The organism is Aeromicrobium sp. Root344 (assembly GCF_001425755.1).
In the GTDB taxonomy this organism is placed as follows: domain Bacteria; phylum Actinomycetota; class Actinomycetes; order Propionibacteriales; family Nocardioidaceae; genus Aeromicrobium.
On sequence record NZ_LMDH01000001.1, the window covers coordinates 871252 to 891477 of the forward strand.

General features: G+C 70.0%; 20 protein-coding genes. 5 read left to right on the top strand and 15 right to left on the bottom strand.

Annotated elements, in window-relative coordinates; translation table 11 throughout:
- Window positions 1-5: 5 nt before the first annotated feature.
- Both ASC61_RS04295 and ASC61_RS04300 read left to right on the top strand, forming a co-directional pair.
- The gene (locus tag ASC61_RS04295; RefSeq protein WP_056215293.1) at window positions 6-896 is read left to right on the top strand and encodes a 1,4-dihydroxy-2-naphthoate polyprenyltransferase; all 891 of its coding nucleotides are present in this window, start codon (window positions 6-8) and stop codon (window positions 894-896) included.
- Window position 897: 1 nt separating this feature from the next.
- A complete protein-coding gene (locus tag ASC61_RS04300) occupies window positions 898-1395 on the top strand; it encodes a metallophosphoesterase family protein (RefSeq protein ID WP_235503481.1) in 498 nt (165 codons plus the stop codon).
- On the opposite strand, the gene ASC61_RS04305 is transcribed toward ASC61_RS04300, so the two are convergent.
- Together ASC61_RS04305 and ASC61_RS04310 are read right to left on the bottom strand one after the other, a co-directional pair.
- Window positions 1385-2467, bottom strand: coding sequence for a PLP-dependent cysteine synthase family protein (locus tag ASC61_RS04305; RefSeq protein WP_056209821.1), 1083 nt, complete (start codon window positions 2465-2467; stop codon window positions 1385-1387). The two genes, ASC61_RS04300 and ASC61_RS04305, sit on opposite strands and share 11 nt — an antisense overlap.
- Window positions 2448-2714: a DUF4229 domain-containing protein gene (locus ASC61_RS04310; protein ID WP_056209825.1), complete on the bottom strand. Its 267-nt coding sequence runs from the start codon at window positions 2712-2714 to the stop codon at window positions 2448-2450. The genes ASC61_RS04305 and ASC61_RS04310 overlap by 20 nt, the downstream gene beginning before the upstream one ends.
- Window positions 2715-2782: 68 nt before the next feature.
- Here ASC61_RS04310 and ASC61_RS04315 point away from each other — a divergent pair, with 68 nt between their 5' ends.
- Entirely contained in the window at window positions 2783-3052 is a 270-nt protein-coding gene (locus ASC61_RS04315; protein WP_056209827.1) for a PLDc N-terminal domain-containing protein, read from the top strand.
- A gap of 79 nt (window positions 3053-3131) precedes the next feature.
- Window positions 3132-4154 carry a hypothetical protein gene (locus ASC61_RS04320; RefSeq protein ID WP_157439372.1) on the top strand — a complete coding sequence of 341 codons (1023 nt, stop codon included), beginning with the start codon at window positions 3132-3134 and terminating at the stop codon, window positions 4152-4154.
- A 78-nt stretch (window positions 4155-4232) separates the two neighbouring features.
- Here ASC61_RS04320 and ASC61_RS04325 read toward each other — a convergent pair whose 3' ends face one another.
- The 8 genes from ASC61_RS04325 to hemL all read right to left on the bottom strand — a co-directional run bounded on the left by ASC61_RS04325 (window position 4233) and on the right by hemL (window position 12123).
- Window positions 4233-5294, bottom strand: coding sequence for an ABC transporter permease (locus tag ASC61_RS04325; protein ID WP_056209835.1), 1062 nt, complete (start codon window positions 5292-5294; stop codon window positions 4233-4235).
- Window positions 5291-6193, bottom strand: a complete 903-nt coding sequence (locus tag ASC61_RS04330; protein ID WP_056209839.1) for an ABC transporter ATP-binding protein — start codon at window positions 6191-6193, stop codon at window positions 5291-5293. Before ASC61_RS04330 ends, ASC61_RS04325 begins: the two co-directional genes overlap by 4 nt.
- Window positions 6194-6235: 42 nt before the next feature.
- On the bottom strand, window positions 6236-7177 hold the full coding sequence (gene ccsB, locus ASC61_RS04335; protein WP_056209843.1) for a c-type cytochrome biogenesis protein CcsB: 942 nt from the start codon (window positions 7175-7177) through the stop codon (window positions 6236-6238).
- The gene (gene resB, locus ASC61_RS04340; RefSeq protein ID WP_056209847.1) at window positions 7174-8718 is read right to left on the bottom strand and encodes a cytochrome c biogenesis protein ResB; all 1545 of its coding nucleotides are present in this window, start codon (window positions 8716-8718) and stop codon (window positions 7174-7176) included. The genes ccsB and resB overlap by 4 nt, the downstream gene beginning before the upstream one ends.
- 79 nt (window positions 8719-8797) lie before the next feature.
- The gene (locus ASC61_RS04345) at window positions 8798-9550 is read right to left on the bottom strand and encodes a cytochrome c biogenesis CcdA family protein (protein ID WP_056209851.1); all 753 of its coding nucleotides are present in this window, start codon (window positions 9548-9550) and stop codon (window positions 8798-8800) included.
- Window positions 9547-10122: a TlpA family protein disulfide reductase gene (locus tag ASC61_RS04350; RefSeq protein WP_056215298.1), complete on the bottom strand. Its 576-nt coding sequence runs from the start codon at window positions 10120-10122 to the stop codon at window positions 9547-9549. Before ASC61_RS04350 ends, ASC61_RS04345 begins: the two co-directional genes overlap by 4 nt.
- 15 nt (window positions 10123-10137) lie before the next feature.
- Window positions 10138-10788 (bottom strand): histidine phosphatase family protein, encoded by a 651-nt coding sequence (locus ASC61_RS04355; protein ID WP_056209853.1) that lies wholly within the window; start codon window positions 10786-10788, stop codon window positions 10138-10140.
- 9 nt (window positions 10789-10797) lie between these two features.
- Entirely contained in the window at window positions 10798-12123 is a 1326-nt protein-coding gene (gene hemL, locus ASC61_RS04360) for a glutamate-1-semialdehyde 2,1-aminomutase (RefSeq protein ID WP_056209856.1), read from the bottom strand.
- Between the two features lie 218 nt (window positions 12124-12341).
- On the opposite strand from hemL, the gene ASC61_RS20235 reads away from it, so the two are divergent.
- Window positions 12342-13496 carry a lytic transglycosylase domain-containing protein gene (locus tag ASC61_RS20235; RefSeq protein ID WP_235503483.1) on the top strand — a complete coding sequence of 385 codons (1155 nt, stop codon included), beginning with the start codon at window positions 12342-12344 and terminating at the stop codon, window positions 13494-13496.
- 157 nt (window positions 13497-13653) lie between these two features.
- Here the strand turns inward: ASC61_RS20235 and ASC61_RS04370 are convergent, their stop codons facing one another.
- The 5 genes from ASC61_RS04370 to ASC61_RS04390 form a co-directional block, all read right to left on the bottom strand.
- Window positions 13654-16254, bottom strand: coding sequence for an FtsX-like permease family protein (locus ASC61_RS04370; protein WP_056209859.1), 2601 nt, complete (start codon window positions 16252-16254; stop codon window positions 13654-13656).
- Window positions 16251-16991, bottom strand: a complete 741-nt coding sequence (locus ASC61_RS04375; RefSeq protein ID WP_056209861.1) for an ABC transporter ATP-binding protein — start codon at window positions 16989-16991, stop codon at window positions 16251-16253. The genes ASC61_RS04370 and ASC61_RS04375 overlap by 4 nt, the downstream gene beginning before the upstream one ends.
- Window positions 16988-17557, bottom strand: a complete 570-nt coding sequence (locus ASC61_RS04380; protein WP_056209863.1) for a PadR family transcriptional regulator — start codon at window positions 17555-17557, stop codon at window positions 16988-16990. Before ASC61_RS04380 ends, ASC61_RS04375 begins: the two co-directional genes overlap by 4 nt.
- 72 nt (window positions 17558-17629) lie before the next feature.
- Window positions 17630-18607 (bottom strand): porphobilinogen synthase, encoded by a 978-nt coding sequence (gene hemB, locus ASC61_RS04385; RefSeq protein WP_082530450.1) that lies wholly within the window; start codon window positions 18605-18607, stop codon window positions 17630-17632.
- Window position 18608: 1 nt separating this feature from the next.
- Window positions 18609-20219 carry a uroporphyrinogen-III synthase gene (locus ASC61_RS04390; protein WP_056215304.1) on the bottom strand — a complete coding sequence of 537 codons (1611 nt, stop codon included), beginning with the start codon at window positions 20217-20219 and terminating at the stop codon, window positions 18609-18611.
- Window positions 20220-20226: the final 7 nt, after the last annotated feature.

Below are 20226 nucleotides of genomic sequence, written 5' to 3' on the forward strand. Positions count from 1 at the left end.
GGTCGATCGTGACCACCCCTTCACTCTCGCCCACCCAGCTCTGGGTCGCCGGCGCCAGGCCCCGTACGCTGCCCGCCGCGATCGCGCCGGTCCTGGCCGGCACCGGTGCCGCGGCCTTCGCCGACGCGTTCGTCTGGTGGAAGGCGCTGCTCGCCCTCGGGGTGTCGCTCTCGCTGCAGATCGGGGTCAACTACGCCAACGACTATTCCGACGGCATCAAGGGCACCGACAACGATCGGGTCGGACCCCTGAGGCTGGTCGGGTCCGGGCTCGTGCCGGCTCACTCGGTCAAGCGCGCTGCACTGCTGTTCCTCGGCCTCGGCGCCGCATTGGGGTTCGCCCTCGCGGCGACGTCGAGCTGGTGGCTGCTGCTCGTCGGCGCGGCCGCGATCGGCGCCGCCTGGACCTACACCGGCGGACCGTCGCCATACGGCTATCGCGCGCTGGGCGAGGTCAGCGTCTTCGTGTTCTTCGGCCTCGTCGCGGTGCTCGGCACGGCGTACGTGCAGATCGAGGACTTCACCTGGCTCGCCGTGGCCTGCGCGATCGGCGTCGGAGCGCTGGCCTGCGCGATCCTCGTCGCCAACAACCTGCGCGACATCCCGACCGACTCCGTCACCGGCAAGAAGACCCTCGCGGTCGTCCTGGGCGACACCTGGACGCGCCGGTTCTACTCGCTCCTGCTTCTCGTCGCGGTCGCGTCGCTGATCTGGGCGTCGGTGTTCACGCTGTGGGCGCTGCTCGGCCTCGCGATGGCACCCCTGGCCGTACGTGCCCGGCAGGCCGTCACGTCGGGCGCCAAGGGCATGGCCCTGATCCCCGTGCTGCGCGACACCGGCCTGGCCGAGCTCGTGTTCGCCGTCGGGCTCGCGCTCGGGCTGTTCATCGGGGCCTGACGTGCTGCGCGTCGCGGTGCTCGCCGACACCCATGCGCCGCGCTTCTGGAAGTCGATGCCACCTGCCGTCGCCGAGCAGCTCACCGACGTCGACGTGATCCTGCACGCCGGAGACGTCTGCGTGCCGAGCGTGCTCGAGGAGCTCACCGCGTACGCGCCGGTGCACGTCGTCCTCGGCAACAACGACGGTCCTGACGTCGCGGCGTGGGGCGCACCGGAGACCTTGGAGCTCGACCTCGACGGACTGCGCGTCGCGATGATCCACATCAGCGGTGACAAGGTCGGCCGTGCCGCCCGTATGCGGGGACGGTTCCCCGAGGCCGATCTCGTCGTCTTCGGGCATTCGCACATCCCGTGGGACACCGAGCAGGACGGTCAGCGGCTGTTCAATCCTGGCTCGCCGACCGACAAGCGCCGCCAGCCGCGCGGCACGATGGGCCGGCTCCTGATCGACGCCGGTGTGCTGGTGTCGGCCGAGATCATCCCGGTCACACCCTAGGCAGCACGCCCGTCAGGTCGAACTCGGCGAGCGCAGCCGCGTACGGGCCGATGTCGAGTCCATGGGCCGCGAGCCACGCGTCGTCGTAATAGGTGTGCCCGTAGCGCTCGCCGCCGTCGCACAGCAGCGTGACGACGCTTCCGGTCTCGCCCGCGGCGCGCATCTCGGCGATCATCTGCAGCGACGCCCAGACGTTGGTGCCGGTCGACCCGCCGACTCGCCGACCGAGGATGCCGGACACCCAGCGCATCGCCGCGATGGAGGCGGCATCCGGTACGTGGACCATGTCGTCGATGACGCCGCCGACGAACGACTTCTCGACCCGCATGCGGCCGATGCCCTCGATGCGGGACGGCCGGTCGGTCGTGACGTCCGAGCGGTCGGCCTCCCAGCCGCCGTAGAACGCCGAGTTCTCCGGATCGGCGACCACGACGCGGGTGTCGTGCCGGCGATAACGGACGAAACGGCCGATCGTCGCCGACGTCCCGCCCGTGCCCGCGCCCACGACGATGACGCTGGGGCACGGGTGTGGCTCGGCCGCCAGCTGCTCGAAGATCGACTCCGCGATGTTGTTGTTGCCCCGCCAGTCCGTCGCCCGCTCGGCGAACGTGAACTGGTCCATGTAGTGCCCGTTGCACTTGCTCGCGAGCTCCTGGGCCACGTCGTAGACCGTGCCCGGGTCGTCGACGAGGTGGCACTGTCCGCCGTAGAACTCGATGAGGTCGATCTTCTCGGGACTCGTCGTCGCAGGCATGACCGCGACGAACGGCAGGCCGATCAGGCCCGCGAAGTAGGCCTCGCTGACCGCCGTCGAGCCGCTCGACGCCTCGATGATGGTCGTGTCCGGCTTGAGCCAGCCGTTGCACAACGCGTACAGGAACAGTGAGCGGGCCAACCGGTGCTTGAGGCTCCCGGTCGGGTGGATCGACTCGTCCTTGAGGTAGAGGTCGATGCCCGGGACCGGGATCGGCAGGACGTGCAGATGCGTGTCGGCGCTGCGGTTGGCATCGGCGTCGACCCGGCGGATGGCCTCGGCGATCCAGGCTCGGCTCTCAGTCGACGTCTTCGGCATGGCGAGACTCCTCGATGCGTTGCGTCATCCGCGCGGCCCGCTCCTGGACGTTCTGGGCGAGCTTGTCGCGCAACCCGGCGAGCGCGAAGATCGAGATGACCGAGGACAGCACGAGCGAGACCAGCAGGACCAGGAGCGACGTGAGGTTGCCCCAGTCGACCCAGATCGACGCGATCAGCCAGACCACCCCGAACGTCGCCCCGAACACGGCGAGGCGGGCGAGCGTGTAGGTCCAGAAAGCCTTCATGACCGCAGCCTAATCGCTCGCGGAGTCACGCTGGGAGCCGGTTGCACCGTCCCCGGTACGGTTGACGCATGGGCAAGTTCCTGCTGATCGTCATCGGTCTGGCCCTGTTCGTCTACGCCCTCTTCGACCTCGTCGCGACGCCGCGCGAACGCGTCCGTTACCTGCCCAAGCCGCTGTGGTTCGTGGTCGTCCTGGTCATCGGCATCGGCCCGCTGGTGTGGCTGCTCCTCGGTCGCGAACGTGCGGCGCCAGGTGGCGGCCGGGCGCGGCCGCCCCGTCCGCCGAGCCCCGGCCCGCGCGGTCCCGACGACGATCCGGACTACCTCCGAGGCCTCTAGCCCCGCCCCCCCAGCCAACTTTTGAAGCGTTGCGCAGGTTCTGACGCGGTTTTGGCTGCGCAAGGCTTCAAAAGCTGGCGTGTCCACAGGATCCCCGGGCGCCCGCCGGTTCGCACAGGGCTCGGTCATCGTCGCGTCGCCGTGGCGGCGTGCCTGCATCGTCGGAGGAATGCCTCTCATCCGCGACCTGCCAGCCGATTTGAAAGACGTCCCCTTCACGACGGCGACGGCCAGGAAGCGCGGCATCGGGCGCGGGGTGCTCGCGGGCAAACGGTGTCGTCAGGTGTTCCGGGGTGTCTGGGTCTCCGCGGACGTCGAGCTGACCTTCAGGCTCCTGCTCCAGGCTGCACGACTGGCGTTGCCCCGCGACGTCGTCGTGAGCCACACCAGCGCCATGCGCCTCTACGGCCTCGAACCGCGCACTGGTCGCCACCCGCATCTCGAGTTCTCGACGACCCGCACGACCGTCACTCGCCACGTGGGCATCGTGCTGCACCGCCGGCAACGCCGGATCTCCACAATCGAGATCGAAGGGCTCCCCGTCACCGGCCCCGAGCGCACGTTCGTCGACTGCGCGGGCCGGCTGAGCTTCGTCGAGCTCGTCCAGCTCGGCGACTTGCTGATCCACACCGGGAGGACGACGCTCGACGCCCTCACGGCGTACGCCCTCGATCGCCACCTGCACGGCGTGCGGCGAGCGCGAAGGGCGGTCACGTACGTGCGGGAGAACGTCGAGTCGCCGATGGAGACGGTCATCCGTCTGTTGCTCGTCTTCGCCCGACTGCCCGAGCCGCGGCGCAACGTCGTCCTCCTCGACGACGATGGGCGCTTTCTCGGACGAGGCGACCTGGTCCTCGATCGGTGGAAGGTGCTCATCGAGTACGACGGGTGGCACCACGAACGCTCGTCGGCACAGCGGCAACAGGACATCCGACGGCGGGAACGCATCGAGGCCGCGGGTTGGGTCGTCATCGTCATCACATCAACAGACCTGACACGTCCTCAGGAGATTGCGTGGCGGGTGCACCGGGCGCTCACGGCGCGGGGCTACGCGGGGCGTCCCCCAAGGATGAGCATCATGTGGCAGCGCTGGTTCGCCTGACTCATCGCCAACTTTTGAAGCGTTGCGCACGTTCTCGTGGTCGGGAACCTGCGCAAGGCTTCAAAAGTTGGGGGCTGGTCAGTCGTCCCAGCGGAAGACTCGGCTCGCCACGGCGGAGACGACGACGGCGAAGCCCAGCAGGATGACGATCGGCATCAACGCGGCGCCCGGCCCCTCACCGCGGACCATCGTGTCGAGCATGCCCTCGTTGAGGTGCTTGAGCGGCAGCACCTCGCTGACCGCCGTGACCCAGCCGGGTGCACCGTCGAGCGGGAAGAACGAGCCCGACAGGAACGCCATCGGCAGCACCACGAAGTTGGCGATGCCGACCGCGGCCTCCTCGCTCTTGGCCACCGCGCCGGCCAGCAGCCCGATCGCCATGAACGACAGCGTGCCGGCCGTGAGCAGCGGGACGATCATGGGCCACGAGCCGGTCAGCTGCAGGCCGAAGAGAGCCACGCCGACGCCGATGAAGATCGCCGCCTGGACCGCCGCGATCGCAACGCTGACCGCGATGCGGGCCAGCACGACGGCCCACGTCGGGACCGGGGCCAGGCGCAGGCGCCGCAGCAGTCCGTTCTTGCGCCACACGACGAGGTTGGTCGCCGCTCCGAACGTCGCACCGGAGGCGATCGCCCAGCCCATCAGGCCCGGGGTGAAGAACTGGATCGTCGACAACGAGTCGTCCTCGACCTGGTCGGCGTGGAGCACGTATTTCGGCTGCTGGCCGGTGACGGCGATGTTGGCGGACTGCACGATGCCCTGGAAGGTGCCCTGCACGGTTGCCGCCTTGACCTGGTCGGCCTGTGAGAAACGTACGACCAGCGTGTCCCCGCGCTGCGTGATCATGGCGTCGGCGTCGCCCTTGCGCACCTTGCGGATCGCCGCCTTCTCGTCGGACGTGCGGTGGATGTCGAGGCTCTCCTTGAGGTAGGCCCGAACCTCCTTGGGCGCATCGTCGAGCACGGACACCTTGCCGACCTGCTCGACCTCGATCTTGGACCCGCCCGAGCCGCCCAGCAGGCCGCCGAACAGCGCCAGGAACATCAACGGGAAGATCACCGCGAAGAAGACCGCCATCTTGTCGCGGAAGAACCCCTTGAGCATCGCCACGGCGAGGCTCTTGAACGCGGTGCTCATGCTCGGTACTCCCGGCCAGTGAGGTCGAGGAAGACGTCCTCCAGCGAGGCACCCTTGACGCTCAGCCCGTCCAGCGCGTCGCGGTGCGCGAGCTCGGTCAGGATGCGGGCGGGGTCGCGGGTCGTGATCGTCAGTCCGGACTCCTCGTCGGCGACGTCGTCGGTGCCCGCCATCGTCCGGGCTGCCTCGGCATCGAGCGTGCCCGGCGCGACGCTGATGCGTACCGGGGCATCGAGGCCCCGGACGAGCGCAGCGGGAGTGTCGAGCTCGAGGATCTTGCCGGCGTCCATGATCGCGACCCGATCACACAGCGCCTCGGCCTCGTCCATGTAGTGCGTCGTCAGGATCACGGTGCGGCCGGAGTCGTTGATGCTGCGGAGGACGTCCCACAGGTTGCGGCGGGCCTGGGGGTCGAGCGCGGCGGTCGGCTCGTCGAGGAACACGACGTCGGGGTCGTGGATCAGTGCGCACGCGATCGACAGGCGCTGCTTCTGCCCACCGGAGAGGTCCTCGGTGCGGTCGTCGGCCTTGTCGACCAGGCCGACCTGCTCGAGCATCTCGTCCGTACGACCGGCGGCCACGCCGTAGAGCGCCCCGAACGTGTCGAGCTGCTCACGGGCGGTCAGCCGCTCGAAGAACGACGACGCCTGGAGCTGTACGCCCATGCGCCGCTGCAGCTCGGGCTCACGCCTGGACGGCACGAAGTCGTCGATGCGGACCGAGCCGGACTGCGGCTTGCGCAGCCCTTCGACCATCTCGAGAGTCGTGGTCTTGCCGGCGCCGTTGGGTCCGAGCAGCCCGAAGAACTCCCCCGACGCCACGGTGAAGCTGACGCCGTCGACCGCACGCACGTCGCCGTACGTCATGACGAGGCCCTCGGCTGTGATCTCCGCACCCATGTGGATGAGCCTATGGGACGGGCCGTCGCGTATGCGCCGGGGTTATTTGGCGTACGAGTGCATGCCCGAGACGAACAGGTTGATGCCGACGAAGTTGAAGACGAACGTCGCGAAGCCGATCAACGCGATGATCGCCGCGGCCTTGCCCTTCCAGCCCGCGGTGGCGCGTGCGTGGAGGTAGCCGGCATAGACGACCCAGGTGATGAACGCCCAGACCTCCTTGGGGTCCCAGCCCCAGTAGCGGCCCCACGCGTACTGCGCCCAGATCGGCCCGGCGATCAGCGCGGCGAACGTCCAGATGGGGAACGCGAAGGCGTGCACGCGATAGGCGATCTGGTCGATCTTGGCCGACGGCGGAATGCGCCACAGGAAGCCGACCCGGTCCTCGTCGGCGGTCGTACGCTCCGCACGCGCCTTGACGAGGTAGAGCACCGACGCGGCGGCACCGACGAGGAACGCCGAACCGGCGATCATGGCGCCGAGCACGTGGATCACGAGCCAGTAGGAGTGCAGCGCCGGCACGAGGGGGCCGGGCGGCACGAACACGAGCGCCGACAGGCCGAGCACGACGGTGCCGAAGCCGGTGATGATCGGCCCGACCCAGTCGATCGCCCACATGCGGACCAGCACGATGTACGCCGTGAGGGCCATCAGGGTCGCGGCGCAGCCGAACTCGTACATGTTGCCCCACGGCACGCGCTCGGCCGACAGCCCACGCGTGATGACGCCGGCCAGCAGGACGAGCCAGGCCAGACCCGTGAGCGAGAAGCCGATGCCGCCGGCGACATCGCTGCGCTCGGAGGCGGTGCCCTCGGCCGACGGCGGCGCACCCTCGGCGGCGCCGGCCGTCACCAGCTCACGGTCGGGGGCGATCCGCCGGGCGAAGCCCCACTGGGCGACGTACGCGACGAAGGCGAGGGCGAGGATGCCGGTGGCCGACGCGACGGCGTAGTTGGAGAACTGCTCGTACTGTGCGGCAGTCATGATGTTCTCTCCTCTGTCTCTCCGAGCGCTTCGCGGAACCGCTCGAGGAAGGCGTCCAGGTCGGCGGGCAGGTCGTCACGGGGGACGCGGTCGAGCACGGCGACGTCCACCACGGTACGTGAGCCGTCGCGGCGAGCCCTGATCCAGGTCCTCCGGGGCTTGATCGTCAAGGACGTGACGAGGCCCGCCAGCCCGGCGATGATGCCGATCAACGGCACCTTCACCCCGGGCGACGAGCTGATCTGGAGCCGGGCGAACTGCCTGAGGCCGGCGAACTCGATCGTCCCGCCGTTGGGCAGCTTCTGCGACTGGCCCGCCTTGAGGCTCACGCGATAGCTCTTGTCGCCGTCCTTGTACTGCTTCATCTTCGACTTGTCGAGGATGTAGACCGACTGCGGTGTGCCCTTGTCCAGCCCGAGATCGCCGTGCCACACGAACAGCCCGAGCAACGGGTTGGCGGCGGCGGGATAGACCGAGATGGACGCGCCGTCGGCCCCGGTGGCCGCGGTCGGCAGGAAGAAACCTTGGAAGCCGAGCTGCTGGGGCTCGGCATCGGGCACCTTGACGACGCCGGTCGACGTGTAGGACGGGTCGTTGGGCAGGAACGGCACGGCCTCGTTGAACACGACCTCGCCGTTGGCGTCCGTGACCTTGATGACGGGGGCGTACCCCTGGCCCACCAGGAACACCGAGGTGCTGCCGATCTCCAGCGGGTGGTTGACCGTGATGTCGAACGTACGCACGTCGGCGCCGGGCTTCTGCGTGTAGGTCCCCTGGGCGCGGAACAGCCGCGGAGCGCCGGCCTGCTGGCTGCCGAGCGCCTGGAACTTGGCGGTGAACGTGTCGAGCTTGAGGGAGAACGGCGGCAGCTGGTCGGCCTTGAACAGCGACCCGGAGCCGAACTCGTCGTACTGCGTCAGCGAGTTGGCGAAGCCCTGGCCCTCCGTGACGATCGCGGTGCCGCGATAGCCGAACAGCGTGCCGACCGCGACGCCGACCAGGACCACGACGACGCTGATGTGGAAGACCAGGTTGCCGGCCTCACGCAGGAAGCCACGCTCCGCACTGAGCTCGCCGTCGACGACGTCGACCCGGGCGCGTCCGATCGCCCGGCGACCGGCGCTGATGACCTCGTCGACGGATGCCGCGGTCTCGAAGGACGCAGAAGCCGGCATGCGCGAGAAGTTGCGCGGCGCCTTGGGCGGCCGGGCGCGCAGGGCGCGGAGATAGACGAACGAGCGGGGGACGATGCAGCCGATGAGCGACACCATCAACAGCAGGTAGACCGCGCTGAACCACGGCGACGTGTAGACGTTGAAGAAGCCCAGCTTGTCGAGCGTCGGCGCGCTCTTCGGGTGCTCGAGGAAGTAGGCCTCGACCGCCCGGGCGTCGACCCCGCGCTGCGGCACGAGCGAGCCCGGCACCGCGGCGATGGCGAGCAGGAGCAGGAGGAACAGGGCCGTACGCATCGAGGTCAGCTGGCGCCAGAACCACCGGGTGAACTCCCGGCGACCCAGAGCCGGAACTGCGTTGGAGCTCATACCGCGTCCTCCAAGAAGAGCCCACGATACGGAGGCCGCGGTATGAGTGCTGCCACATGATTCACTCGCTGGCGCTCGCTCATACCGGCGCCTCGAATCCGGTGACCCAGGTCTGCATCTCGCCGACCAGGTCGTTCCACGTGCCGGTCACGAGCATGACGCCCACAGCGATGAGCAGCAGCCCACCGGTGATCGAGACGCCCCGTTGGTGCCGCTTGAACCACGAGACCGTACGCATGAACTTGCCGAAGCCGAGTGCCGCCAGCACGAACGGGATGCCGAGGCCGAGGCAGTAGATCAGCGTGAGGAACGCGCCCCGGGCCGCCGAGGCGTCATCCGTGGCGAACGACAGGCTCAGCACCGCCGTCAGGGTCGGCCCGATGCACGGCGTCCAGCCGAGGCCGAAGAACACGCCGAGGAGCGGCGCGATCGCGAGGCCGACCGTCGGCACGGCGTGCACCCGGGCCTCGCGCTGCATGAACGGGACGAGGCCGATGAAGACCAGCCCCATGAGGATGACGAGGATGCCGGTGATGATCGAGAGGGTGTGCCGGTGCTCCTCGAGGCGCAGCCCGACGGACCCGAACAGCGCGCCGCCCAGAACAAACACGGTGCTGAAGCCGAGGACGAACAGCAGCGCCCCGGCCAGCAGCCGTCCGCGCCGCGCGGTCTCGAGGTCCTGGGCCGCGACCCCCGAGACGTACGACAGGTAGCCCGGCAGCAGCGGCAGGACGCACGGCGAGAAGAACGACACCAGGCCCGCGAGCGCGGCGACGGGTACGGCGAGGAGGAGGTTGCCAGAGAGGGCGGTGTCGCGGAACCAGTCCGTCACGACGTGCTCTTCTGCACGTCGTCGATGACGCCGGCCAGCGTCGACGCGCTGAGCTTGTCGTCCATGATGCGCGCGGCGACCCGGCCCTTGGCATCGATGACCCACGTCGTGGGGATCGCCTGGGTCGGCAGGGTCTTGACGAACTCGAGCTCCAGGCTGCCGCCCTCATCGGCGAAGCTCGGGTAGGTGATGCCCTTCTTGCGGTTGAACGCGATCGCCGACGAGGTGTCGGGCGTCCGCGTGAGCATGCCGACGAACTGGACGTCCTTGTCGGCGTACTGCTCGGAGATCTCCTTGAGCGCGGGCGCCTCGGCCCGGCACGGTGCGCACCACGGTCCCCACAGGTTGATCACGAGGGTCTTGCCGGCGAAGTCCGCGGTCGACAGCGGCTTGCCGTCGAGGCCGTCGCCCTCGAGCGTCGGCGCGGGCTTGCGATCCTTGACCGGCACGACGGTGACGAACGAGCCGTTGGCACCGACGTAGCCGTCGGTGTTGCGGTCGCGGCCGCCACCGCTGCAGGCGGCGAGCAGGACCAGCGCCCCGACCGCCACCATGACGCGGAGCGTGCGCATCGTCGGGTGCACGGGTCAGGCGCCGCCGACGAACTTGTTGCGCAGCGCGTCCGGGATCAGGTCGCCGGCCGGCTCGCTGTAGGTGAGACCGACGAACCGGTCGTCATCGAACGTCAGCGTCGTGAGGCTCGCGAGCGAGCACTGGCGCTTGCGCGGGTCGTGCGCGAAGCGGGCCTTCTCGTACGACCGGCGGGCCGTCCAGACCGGCAGCTGGTGCGACACGATGACGGCCTCGTGGCCGCGAGCGGCTTCGCGGGCGTCGTCGACCGCGGCGCGCATGCGCGCGGCGATCTCCTTGTAGGGCTCGCCCCACGACGGCCGGAGCGGGTTGCGCAGGAGCCACCAGTTCTGCGGACGCTTGAGGGCGCCGTCGCCGACCCCGAACGTCTTGCCCTCGAAGCGGTTGCCGGCCTCGATGACCCGCTCGTCGGTGACGATGTCGAGCTTGAGGATGTCCGAGATCGGCTTGGCGGTCTGCTGGGCGCGCTCCAGCGGCGAGGCGACGAGGTGCGTGATGTCGTTGCTCTTGAGCGACTCGGCGACCTTGGCAGCCATCTCGTGGCCGAGCTCGGAGAGGTTGTAGCCCGCGATGCGGCCGTAGAGCACGCCCATCGGGTTGTGGACCTCGCCGTGCCGCATCAAGTGCACGATCGTACGTTCGGACATCAGGTTTCCTCAGTTCTCGGGGGTGGCCTGCGCTGCAGCACGAGCGGCGGCGGGAAGTGCCTCGGCAATTCTAGAGAGTGCTTCCGAGTCGTGGGCCGCCGAGACGAACCAGCACTCGAAGGCGCTCGGCGGGAGGTAGACGCCGGCGTCGAGCATCGCGTGGAAGAACGGCCGGTAGCGCCACGCCTCCTGCGCCTGCGCACCGGCGAAGTCGGTCACCGGCTTGTCGACGCCCCAGAAGACGCTGAACATGTTGCCGGCGCTCTGCAACGCGTACGTGACGCCGGCGGTGTCGAGGGACTCGACGACGAGCCGCTTCAGCTGAGCGGACGCGTCGTCGAGCCGGGCGTACGCCTCGGCGTCCGCGAGCCGCAGCGTCGTGAGCCCTGCGGTGGTGGCGATCGGATTGCCCGACAGCGTGCCGGCCTGATAGACGGGGCCGACCGGTGCGAGCTGTTCCATGACGTCACGGCGACCGCCGAACGCCGCCGCCGGGAAGCCACCGCCCATGACCTTGCCGAACGTCAGCAGGTCGGGACGCCAGCCCTCGGGCTCGCCGTCGAGACCCCAGTGCCCCGAGCGCGTGACCCGGAAGCCGGTCATGACCTCGTCGCTGATGAACAGTGCGCCGTTGTCCCTGCAGGTCTCTGCGAGGAAGCCGTTGAACCCGGGCTCCGGCGGCACGACACCCATGTTGCCGGCGGCCGCCTCGGTGATCAGGCACGCGATCTGGTCGCCGTACTCAGCGAACGCGGCCTCGACGGCGGCGCGGTCGTTGTAGGGCAGCACGATCGTGTCGGCGGTGACATGCGCAGGTACGCCGGGAGTCTCCGGAAGCCCGAGGGTCACGACGCCGGAGCCCGCCTCGGCGAGCAGCGCGTCGACGTGGCCGTGGTAGCAGCCGGCGAACTTCACGATCTTGTCGCGGCCGGTGAACCCCCGCGCCAGCCGGATCGCCGACATCGTCGCCTCGGTGCCCGACGACACGAGCCGCACCGACTCGACCGGCGTACGTCCGGCGATCTCCTCGGCGAGCAGCACCTCCGGCTCGCTCGGCGTGCCGAACGACGTGCCGCGGCTCACCGCCTCCGCCACGGCGGCGAGCACCTCGGGGTGGGCGTGGCCCAGCAGCATGGGCCCCCACGAGCCGACCAGGTCGACGTAGCGGTTGCCGTCGACGTCAGTCAGCCAGGCGCCGGATCCGGACCGCATGAAGATCGGGGTGCCGCCGACCGCCCGGAAGGCGCGCACCGGGGAGTTGACGCCGCCGGGCGAGACCTCCCGCGCGCGGTCGAACAAGCCTTGCGAAGCGGGGTGTGACGTCACGCCCTCCATTGTCCTCAATGGGATTTCGCGCCGGTCGGCGGCGTCGCCAGACCGTAACCCAGGGGCCGTCGGAGTCGTTGTCAACGGGGTAACTGCTTTGCGGCGCGTCCTGCCTGGCAGTAACATCGGTTTACGCTATGTCGCACCTGTCGCGACAGCATGGAGGGCACGTACTTATGGGAGCTCGCAAGCTCACGCGTTGGCAGAAGGCCAGCGTCCTGGTTCCGATGACCGTTCTGGTCGGGGCCTATGGCGCCGTGCTGTCCCACGCGGACCTCGCGACAGCATCCGACGGCAACACCAGCTCCGACATCCCGGCGGTGCCCTCGACCGCGTTCGAGGACCCCGCCAGCGTGCAGCCGACCCCCGCCGGCATCGACCAGAAGGCGGGCCTCGCCGGCACTGTCTCGACGCTGTCGACCAACGGCATCCCGTCGTCCGCGCTCTACGCCTACCACCGTGCCGAGACGCTGCTCGGCAAGGCCGACGCGTCCTGCAAGCTGCCGTGGAACCTCGTCGCGGCGATCGGGCGGGTCGAGTCCAACCACGGCCGCACCGGTGGCAACTCCCTCAACGCCGATGGCGTCGCGACGCCCGGCATCTACGGTGTGGCGCTCGACGGTCGTGACGGCCGGGCCAAGATCTCCGACACCGACAGCGGCGCGCTCGACAACGATCCGGTCTACGACCGCGCGGTCGGGCCCATGCAGTTCATCCCCGGCACCTGGAAGTCCGTTGCGGTCGACTCCGACAACGACGGCAAGAAGAACCCGCAGGACATCGACGACGCCGCGACCTCGGCCGGCATCTACCTCTGCGCCGGTTCGGACGACCTCTCGACCCAGTCGGGCGCTGCGGCGGCGGTCCGGCGCTACAACCACTCCGACTCCTACGTCGACCTGGTCCTGGCGATCTCGGCCCGCTACGCGCAGGGCGACTTCACCCAGTCGCCTGACGGCTACACGACCGCCCCTGTGCTGACCTCCACGTCCAACGACCAGACGCTGAGCGCCAAGGAGCGCAAGAAGGCCAAGGCTGCTGAGGCCAAGGCCAACAGGCCCAAGCCCGGCTCGAGCACTGGCGGTGGAGGCACCGGCGGCGGGACCGGTGGAGGCACCGGCGGCGGCACGGGTGGCGGCACCGGCGGCGGCACGGGAGGTGGCACCGGCGGTACGACCTCGGGCGGCGTCACCGGCCTGGTCGACGGCCTCGTCACCGACCTGACCGGCGGCGGCACGGGTGGAGACACCGGTGGCAGCACGGACTCCGGCGGTTCGGCCACGCTGACCTGGGCCGAGGCCAAGGTGCAGTGCCTCGCGAGCGGCATCTCCGCCCTCGACCTGCTCAAGCTCACCAACTGCATCACCTCGCTGCTGAGCTGAGACGACCTACACAGAGGGGCCCTCCGATGGAGGGCCCCTCTGTTTGTCTACTTCGGCGCCGGCATCGACCGTTCCGTGCGGCGCACCGCGATGAGCACCGCGAGCCGACGCTTCGCCAACAGCCTGCGACGCCGGGCCGCAGTCCTCATGGCCCCCGTCACTGGGCGAGCCGCCTGACGATCGGCAGCCGGCTCCGTGTGAAGAGCATCGCGGCGAGCGCCGCCAGGACCGGGACCACCACGACCATCGCGCCGAGCAGCAGCCACGGCACCCGGATGGTGGGGGCGCCGATCGACTCGGCCCCCAGGACGTACGACGCGGAGGTCAGTGGCCAGGTGACGGCGATGCCCGGCGCGAAGCCGACAGCGATGCCGAGCACTGTTCCCAGCGAGGCCAGCACGATGGCCTGCGCGCCTGCGACGAGTCGGCGCGTACGCGGTGCGGCGCCGACAGCAGCCAGAGTCGAGAAGTCCGGCCGCGCGTCGCTCAGGGCCAGACCGGTCGCCGTCATCGTGCCGATCAGGACCGCGAGGGCGCCGAGGCCGAGGAGCGCCAGGAACGGAAGGGTGTACTTCTCCTGGAACCCGCGCTCGACCCGCGCGCTCCCGAAGTCGACCGACAACCCCGAGAGCGCGGCGTTGACGTTGTCCTCCACCGCCTTGCTGGGGACCGGAGCGCCCTTCGCCGAGATGGCTCTGACCGTCTGCCACGGCAGGTGGTGCTCCCGCATCGCCGCGGGTGAGATCACCCCGAGTCCGATCGTCGGCTCGAGACCCTGGGGCACGTGCCCGGTGCCCAGATCGCCGACGACTGCCGGGACACGAACCCGTCTCGTCTTCTCCCCCTCTGACACGTCGAGGGTCGCCTCACCGCCCTTGACGATCCCCCGGTCGCTCACGATCACCTGGCCGCGCTCCAGCGCTCGCACCGATCGCTCGTCGAGCCTGACGCCCCACGCGCGCAAGGTCGCCGCGTCGGCGACCATGAGCTCGCTGGGCCCGGAGTATCCGGCGGGTGGCTCCACCGTGACGCCCACGCCGCTGTCGTCCATGGCCTGGATCCCGGCCGTCCCGATCGTGGTGAACGCCAGGCCTCCGCTCGCACTCGACGCCACGTCGAGCATCTGGGCGGCCCGCTCGGGGTCGACGGTCACGACCATCCGGCCTGGCGGCGACTCGTAGACGTACTGCTGGCGACTCTGCTCGAAGTCGCTGGCCGAGCCGATCGCGATCGTCGTGATGCCGGCCACCGACGCCATGATCGCGGCGATCGCCGGAGCGCTGCGTGCCCGCTGCCGGGCGGTGTCGCGGATCGCGAGACGAAGCGGAAGGGGAAGCACCGCGCCGACGCGGGCCACCGCACCGATCAGGATCGGCGTGAGCAGCACGGTGCCCAGCACGATCGCGATGATGGACGCGGCCACCGCGGTCTCGCCGCCCGGTTGGATGCCGAGCGTGAAGCACATGGTCAGTCCCGCGACGATCAGGACCACGCCGAGCGCAGGCCATCCGCGGCTCGATCTGACAGTCCCCCGTCGACCGGCCAGGACCGCGGCCACCTGCTGCGCGGCCGCTTGGTGCGCCGGCACGAAGGCCGCGGCGAGCGCAGCGATCGAGCCCAGGACGACTGCGGCGGCGACGTAGAGCCACCGCACCTCGAACGGCCCGAACGCGACGCTCGGGATCATCGACGGCAGGAGCCACACGGTCACGACCGAGAGAGCGAGGCCGATGACCGCGCCGACGACGCACGAGAGGGCGCCGAGCACGAGTGCCTGGCCCAGCACGACCCGGCGGATCTGCTCGGGAGCCGCACCGGTCGCGGCGAGGAGCGCGAGATCGCGGCGCTGCCTGCGTACGCCCACGGCGAAGGCCGGACCCGCGAGCAGGATGACCTCGAGGACGATCGCCGTCACGATCACGGCCATGACGCCGCGGGTGCTGTCGTCGGCACTGTCACCGAACTGCTTCGCGGGCCCCAGCTCGGACCGGGCCGGCGGGTGGTCGAGGACGTGCCGGGACACGATCAGGAACCCGGCGGCGTTGAGCGTACGCACGTCTCGCCACGTGACGGGGGCGCTGCGATCGATCAGGTATGACGTCTCGCCGCCGGCAGGCGTCGAGCCAGGCATGACGAGGGCTCCCGACGGGTTGCCACCCCGGATCACCGAGCTCAAGCGGCCGATGCCGACCACCTGCGAAGCCTTGCCGTCGCCGATCTCGACGGTCTTGCCGATCGTCGCGCCGTGATCGGCCAGGGCCTTGGTGACCATGACTTCGCCGGCGGCACGCGGTACGCGGCCGCGCTGGACGGTGTACATGCCGCGCGTGACAGATGCGCTCGGGTCGAGTGCGGTGACATCGGCACGGTAGCCACGAGCACCGATCACGATCGACGTGCCGGTCGTACGATCGACCGCGACGATCTTGGCGTGGGTCGCTCGCTCGAGGGCGGCGACCTGTCCGGCCGGAGCGAGGTCGAGCGGCTTCCCGAACACGCCGTGCGACGACCCGTCGGGCAGCTGGCTCACCCCACCTACCCCGAGGAAGGTCGCGGAGGCCGCGGCTGCGCCCATCGAGTCGGCGAGGCCTTCGCGCTGGTCGACGTCGTTGGTCGCGACGAGCGTCGTCAGCATCACGGTCAGGAGCACCGGAGTGCCGACCATGATCGCGATGAGGAAGCTGCGTCCCTTGGACCGGAATGCATCCCGCCGGCCGGCACGCAGCGCCACGCGCCACGACGCGGAGAACTCGCTCACACGTGCCGTCCGGTGCCGAGCAGTGCCTCGGCCGACAGCTCGGAGGCCGTCGTGTCCGTGATCTGCCCGTCGCGGAGGAACACGATGCGGTCGGCCCATGCGGCATGCCGGGCGTCGTGCGTCACGAGCAACCCTGCACCCCCACGGTCGATGCGTCTGCGCAGGACCCGCAGCACGGCCTCACCGGTCTGCGAGTCCAGCGCACCGGTCGGCTCGTCGGCGAGCAGCACCCGACGCGGTCCGACCAAGGCACGGGCGATCGCCACGCGCTGCTGCTGACCGCCCGACATCTCGTCCGGGAACCGGTCGGCGAGATCCATCAGCTCGACGTCCTCGAGCGACTTCAGCGCCGTGCGTCTGGCCGTACGCCGCGACGCCCCGTCGAGCTCGAGCGGGAGGCCCACGTTCTCGACCGCCGTGAGCGTCGGGATCAGGTTGAGGTCCTGGAACACGTAGCCGACGCTGCGGCGGCGCATCGCGGCCAGCTTCTTGGTGGAGAGGTCGGCCAGGCTCTGTCCCTCGATGAACACCTCGCCGCTGGTCGGCCGGTCCAGTCCGCCGAGGAGTGTCAGGAGCGTGGACTTGCCCGATCCGGAGGGGCCCATCACGGCGACGAGCTCGCCCTCGACGAGCGTCAGGTCGACGTCGCGAAGGGCGTGCACCTCCGCCGCCCCTTCGCCGTGCACCCTGCTGACACCGCGCAGCTCGAGCACGACCGCACGGTCGGCCGTGTTCATGACCGCACCCGCTCAGTGTCGGCGGCGGTCGCCGATGCCGGCTCCGCGCGCCGCGCCCGCCTCACCCGTGACTCGACATGGTCGAGCCAGCGCACCTGCGACTCGGCGGAGAAGATCAGTCGTTCGAGCACGAGCTCCCATGCCAGGTCGTGCGCGTCGTCAGCCTGGCGCTTGAGCCTGGTGTAGTCCTGCAGCTGGCGCAGGGTCGCCGAGCGCTGGGCCTGCACGAGCGCCGCGATGTCGACGCCCTCCATGCCGACGCCCAAGGCCAGCTTGATCGACAGCTCGTCGCGGGGGTCCGAGGTCTTGTCGACCGGAGTCGTGAACCAGTCGGCCGCCTGGGCCCGGCCGGCGTCGGTCAGGACGTACGCGATCCGGCCCTCCGCGTCAGCCGCACCAGCACCCTCGACGAGGCCGTCACGCTCGAGGCGTTGCAGCGTCGTGTAGACCTGCCCCACGTTGAGCGGCCACGTCCCGCCCGTGCGCGCCTCGAACTCGGCCCGGAGCTGGTAGCCGTGACGTGGTCCCTCCGTCAGCAGGGCCATCAAGCTGTTCCTGATCGTCATCGGCCGTCCCTATACTCGGTATGCATGCGCTGGACATGACGGTATACCGGGTATGCACCGATGGCAAGCAGGTCAGCGGGACAGGCGCGTGGCGAGCTCGGCGGCCCAGTAGGTCAGCACGATGTCGGCGCCGGCCCGGCGGATCGACAGGATGATCTCGTCGATCGTGCGCTCGCGGTCGAGCCAGCCGTTGGCGGCCGCCGCCTCGACCATCGCCATCTCGCCGGAGATGTTGTAGGCCGCGACCGGCACGTCGACCGCAGCCCGCACGTCGGCGATCACGTCGAGGTAGGACAGCGCAGGCTTGACCATGACGATGTCGGCGCCCTCGTCGATGTCGAGCAGCACCTCACGGATCGCCTCACGACCGTTGGCCGGGTCCTGCTGGTACGTCTTGCGGTCGCCCTGCAGCGACGAGCCGACGGCCTCGCGGAAGGGGCCATAGAAGGCCGAGGAGTACTTCACGGCGTAGGCCAGGATCACCGTGTCGTCATGACCAGCAGCGTCGAGAGCGGAGCGCACGACGCCGACCTGGCCGTCCATCATGCCGCTGGGACCGACGACGTGGGCGCCGGACTCGGCCTGCACGACACCCATCCGGGCGTAGATCTCGAGCGTCGCATCGTTGTCGACCCGGCCCTGGGCGTCGAGCACGCCGCAGTGGCCGTGATCGGTGAACTCGTCGAGGCACAGGTCCGACATCACCAGCAGGTCGTCGCCGACCTCCGATCGCGCGTCGGCCAGGGCCACGTTGAGGATGCCTTCAGGATCGAGGGCTCCGGAGCCCTGGGCATCCTTGTGCTCGGGCACGCCGAACAGCATCACGCCGCCGAGCCCCAGCGCGGCCGCCTCGGCGTACGCCTTGCGGGCCGTGTCACGAGTGTGCTGCACGACGCCGGGCATGCTCGTGATCGGCCGCGGCTCCGCGATGCCCTCCGCGATGAACATCGGCAGGATCAGCTGCGACGGCTGGACGTGCGTCTCCGCCACCAACCGCCTCATCGCCGGCGACTGGCGCAGGCGACGAGGACGGTCGGAGGGGAAGGGCATGTCAGGCCTTGCGACGCGTCGAGGGACGCTTCTGCGAGGGCTTGGTCACCGGCTCGCCCGCGTCGAGGAACGCGAGGCGGCGAGCCGCACCGAACTCCGCGAGCGCGTCGGCCAGCACCTCGACCGACGGGGACTCGGCGAGGACGTCGACCCGCAGGCCGTGCTCCTCGGCGGTCTTGGCGGTCGCCGGGCCGATGCACGCGATGATCGTCGACGTGTGCGGCTTGCCGGCGATGCCCACGAGGTTGCGGACCGTGGACGACGAGGTGAACATGACCGCGTCGAACTTGCCGGTCTTGATCGCCTCGCGCGTCGGCGCTGGCGGCGGGGCGGCCCGGACGGTGCGGTAGGCCGTGACGTCGTCGACCTCCCACCCGAGATCGACGAGCCCGGCCACGAGGGTCTCGGTCGCGATGTCGGCGCGGGGCAGGAAGACCCGGTTGATCGGGTCGAGCAGGTCGTCGTACGGCGGCCAGTCCTCGAGCAGCCCGCGAGCCGACTGCTCGCCGCTGGGGACGAGGTCGGCGCGGATGCCCCACGTGGCGATGGCCTCGGCGGTCTTGTCGCCGACAGCAGCGATCTTGAGGCCCGAGAACGCACGCGCGTCGAGCCCGTACTCCTCGAACTTCTCGCGGACGGCCTTGACGGCGTTGACGCTCGTGAACGCGATCCACTCGTAGCGACCCTCGACCAGACCGCGCACGGCCTTGTCCATCTGCTGCGGGTTGCGCGGCGGCTCGACCGAGATCGTCGGAACCTCCTCGGAGAGCGCGCCGAAACCGCGCAGGCGCGCGGCGAGGCTGGCCGACTGCTCCTTGGTGCGGGGCACCAAGATGCGCCAGCCGTAGAGCGGCTTGGTCTCGAACCACGACAGTGCCTCGCGCATCGAGACGACCTGGCCGACGACCGTGATGGCCGGGGCAGTCATGCCGGCGGCCTTGGCGTCGGCGGCGATGTCGGCCAGCGTGGAGACGACCGTGGTCTGCTCGGTCGTCGTGCCGACACGGGTCATGGCGACCGGCGTCTCGGCCGAGCGGCCGGCGGCGACGAGGCCTGCGGCGACCTCACCGATGCGGGCGACCGCCGACAGCAGGACCAAGGTGTCCTGGCCGGCGTGATCGGACCAGTTGATCGACGCGTCGCCGACGCTGACGACGGAGTACTCGCGGTGCGTGCGGTTGGTCAGCGGCACCCCGGCGTACGCGGGCACGGCCGAGACCGAGGAGATGCCCGGCACGATCTCGAACCCGATGCCGGCCTTGCTGCACGCCGTCGCCTCCTCGGGCGCCGTCGCGTAGGTGAACGGGTCACCCGCGATCAGGCGTACGACGTGGGAGCCGGTCTTGGCGTGCTTGACGACGAGCCGGGCACGGGCGGCGTGCGTCAGGGTCTCGCCGTCCTCGCCGACGCCGCCGTCGATGATCTCGGCACCGTTGGTGACGAGGGCCGCCTGCTCGGGCAGCTCCGTGATGACGATGTCCGCCTGGGCGAGCAGCTCAGCGGCTCGAACCGTCAGCAGACTGGCATCGCCCGGTCCGGCGCCGACGAAGCTCACGTGGCCGCGGACAGCCTTGTGTGCGTTCGGTCGAGCCGTGGACGGTGCTTCTCGCATCGCAGTG